2 protein-coding genes and 2 pseudogenes are annotated in these 3408 nt (G+C 56.5%); 3 read left to right on the top strand and 1 reads right to left on the bottom strand.

Translation table 11 applies throughout. The features are described 5' to 3' along the window. A pseudogene (locus XH79_RS07015) lies at nt 1-243 on the top strand (hypothetical protein); the annotation flags it as partial. Nucleotides 244-394: 151 nt separating this feature from the next. On the opposite strand, the gene XH79_RS07020 reads toward XH79_RS07015, so the two are convergent. After that, nucleotides 395-961: a 3-keto-disaccharide hydrolase gene (locus tag XH79_RS07020; RefSeq protein ID WP_333938833.1), complete on the bottom strand. Its 567-nt coding sequence runs from the start codon at nt 959-961 to the stop codon at nt 395-397. 566 nt (nt 962-1527) lie between these two features. Between XH79_RS07020 and XH79_RS07025 the strand changes: the two genes are divergently transcribed. Together XH79_RS07025 and XH79_RS07030 are read left to right on the top strand one after the other, a co-directional pair. Then, the gene (locus XH79_RS07025; protein ID WP_271581185.1) at nt 1528-2064 is read left to right on the top strand and encodes a peptidoglycan-binding domain-containing protein; all 537 of its coding nucleotides are present in this window, start codon (nt 1528-1530) and stop codon (nt 2062-2064) included. Between the two features lie 126 nt (nt 2065-2190). Continuing rightward, nucleotides 2191-2811, top strand: a pseudogene (locus XH79_RS07030) (IS5/IS1182 family transposase); the annotation flags it as partial. Nucleotides 2812-3408 lie beyond the last annotated feature (597 nt).

Below are 3408 nucleotides of genomic sequence, written 5' to 3' on the forward strand. Positions count from 1 at the left end.
GCTGACCAAACCATGGATGCCACCGATACAAGAGCTCGCGAAAACCGGTCCCGTGGGTGTTATCAAGCTGGGTTGTATAACGAGGAGCGCCCGCACAAGGCACACGGCTATCGCACGCCGATGGCGATCTGGCGCGCCGGCGCTACAGCAAAGGCTGTGGACATGGTGGACAACGCCGAAGAGGCGTTGCCCACATGCCCACAACCTCAACAACAGACGCAGACAGAGGCCCTCGCGGCCTGATATCAGAAAATCGGAGCGGCGAGAGTTCCAACTAAGAAGGCGGCGTCAGTGGTCCTGCTCCCGGGGTCCACTTCAGATCGACGTCGCCGTTGGGTTATTGCGAACTTGTGACGCGGGACACTAGAGCGCCTGATCTTCACCGGGCGAAACTTCACAATGCCTGCGCCGTACTGTAACGCGATCGGACCAGCAGTTGTGTGTTTGGAATCCTGCACTCAGTGGTTCTTTGGCCGTTGAGAACGGCAACAAGATGGGAGCCTTGTGCCGTGATTTCATACGTATTCCATTTGCCACCGGCTTTCGGCATCGGATCGACTTTGGCGGTATCTACGATCGCGCCGGTGCCACAGCTTGGGTCAGGGCGCTTATCGAAAACGTTGAACTCGTAACAGCTCCTACCGTCAATCGCTTCGGGCTTCTCGCAACGGATGAAGATGCCGCTATTGGCGTCGTCATCGACCCAGAACTCGGCGTAGACTTGGAAGTCCTTGTAGGTCGACTTGCTGACGAGATAGGCGTAGCCGTTGCCATCCAGCTTGTCGGCAACTAGCACGCCATCCTTCATTTCCCAATTTGCCTTACCAACCTCGTTCCATTCGCCCTTCTTATCCTGTTCGAGCAGAGTTACCCAATCGCCATCGCTAAATGCTGACCCTGCGGACAAAGACAAGAACTCGAGTAAAATCGACGTGGAGATGATCGTCGACTGAAGCTGCATGGAATCCTCCAAACTCAAAATCTTGATCAGCAATTGCGAGGTGTAGCCCCTCGCTACTACACCACAGAACTGTCTAGCACTCTAGCGATGGTTGCTTGCGGCGACGCAATCGAGGGGAATGCTCGTATCGGCTTCTGGCCCATCGCGACATAATGCGCTGCGGCACGAACTTGGTCGCTATAGGAGCAAAGCGGACGTAGTCACCAGTTACATGGCGCCGCAGGTTTATAGGTGCACAGCCTAAGTCAGGGGCGAACCGACTTTCATCACCGTATGCCGAACACATTCCGCGTCTCGACCTTGGACGTCAGCTTTTGTCTCCAATCGCCCAGTGAGCTGCTCGTTCGGAACTTCCGACACGGGCAAAGAAAGACCGACTCAACGAACCAGTGAATGAGACATATTACTGCTTCCATCAAACTATGCCGCGGCATCATCAATAAATGGGGGGCCTGGTGAAGCTAGGCCGGATGCGCTGATCCGCGTATGCGGGCCCTTTTCCGCAGGGCAGAAACCCCACCAGATTTAGGAGGTGATCAGCCTCCCAGGTGGGCATACGATAGTAAATGCGCATCCATACGCGCGCCAGCGGTAACGATGCCAAATTACACGAGACAACCAAGGGAATGATGGCTATGGCCGAACCTATCATCAAACTGGGATCGAAAGGTGAAGCAGTAAAGAACGCGCAAAAGGCGTTGATTGAGCGACGTTATCTTCCCCCCGGAACGGATGACGGCGTCTTCGGACCTGTAACCCAAAACGCGGTCATAAGATATCAAACCGATCGATCTCCAGGGCATTCCTGGGCGTTCTCGTTTCCCCTAAAAGTTGACGGCATCGTGGGGCCGGCGACTTGGTTCAGGCTAACACCAGAGACGGTCAAGAGGGGTTCGAAGGGCAGCGGTGTGAGGCTTCTCCAGGAGATCCTCAAGCACTACGCGGATCCTCAACTTGATCCTGGAGCCATAGACGGCGATTTTGGCCCGCACACTGAGACCGCGGTGAAAGCATTCCAGGCATCCCACGTTGATTTTAATGGTAACCCGTTGAAGGCTGATGGAATTGTCGGCCCCAAGACGTGGGCCGCTCTCTGGAGCTAATCAAGCATGTTTCACACTTCGACACGACGCAAAGGGAGCTCAGCGTCAGAACGACCGATGTGCGCGAAACAACTTTAGGATCAAAACTCCCCTTTTGGGATGAGGGAAGGTCCTCGGGCCTCGCCCTCGTTCTCGCGCGCCCGCAACGAGCGCTTCCGCGAGGGAAATGTTTTCCGTCGCATGTTCGAGCGGATCGTCGAAGCGTGGATTGCGGCTGGCTGGTTGCGGCGAAGGCTTTGCGGTCGATGCGAGCTTGATTGCGGCTCGCGCCAACAAGCAGCGCTCGATCACCGGGGCGGGACTGGCATAGGGATCGCGATCCGAGGAGGTCCAGTCGCGCCGTGAAGGAGTATCTGGCGACTCTCGCATGGGGTGCCGCTACGGAGGTTGTGCCGAAGTTCGTCTCACCATCCGATCCCGCGGCCCAGTGGACCGGCGCACCCAAAGGACCGGCATTCTTCGCTTACTCTGACAACTATCTCATCGACATGAAGTTCGGTGTCATCTTGGACGTCGAAGACCACGTTCGAACGAACAGAGGAGCGCTTTGGCCTCAAGCCGGAGCGGCTCGCGGCCGATACTGCTTATGGATCGGCTCCGATGCTCAACTGGCTGGTCGAGAAGGACATCACGCCACACATTCCGGTCATAGACAAGTCAAAGCGAGAGGATGGCACCTTCTCGCGCAACGACTTTCGATATGATCCGGCCGACGACGTCTACCACTGCCCGGGCGGAAAGCAGCTCGGGACGAGCGGCACAGTACGTCGGCGGATCAAAGCCTGTCGTCTTTAGCGAAATAACCGAACGATCCACCGCTACAGCCGACTTTTTGCAACAAAATCCGCCCGAAGCTGACATTCAGATAGAGTTGCGTAGTGGACCGAGGGAACGTCCTGTCTTGGCCGTTTTACTTGCAAGTGGGTGATTTTCAACTAGCCGCTCCGGCAACTAGCTGACCGCTCGGTGTTCCGTTCCTTGCGCTATGTCGTACCCTGCGCGACAGCCTCCTCGGCCTTTGCCAACTCGTCGTATGAGCGCGCCAATTCAAGGAAACTCAGCCTGGTGTGTTCTTCCGTAATTTTATCGGCCGCTCGGCGGAACTCGTCGGCACGTTCTCGGAGGCGCTTTGCATGTGTGGCGTTGTCCATCACCGCGATTTAGCGACCTGGCATACGTCGTCACCTCCGGTTGAATACGTAAGCAGTTAGCTTCGAGGCATTCGCGTCCATTTCGTCTCGCCACCACATCCGGGATAGGCTGGAGTACCGGCCCGTTGAAGTTTGGTGACAATGTCGGCGATCGCATCGCCGACGCCCGGGATCTCCGTAAGACGATCTTCGG

It is taken from the genome of Bradyrhizobium sp. CCBAU 45389, from assembly GCF_028128625.1.
In the GTDB taxonomy this organism is placed as follows: Bacteria; Pseudomonadota; Alphaproteobacteria; order Rhizobiales; family Xanthobacteraceae; genus Bradyrhizobium; species Bradyrhizobium liaoningense_B.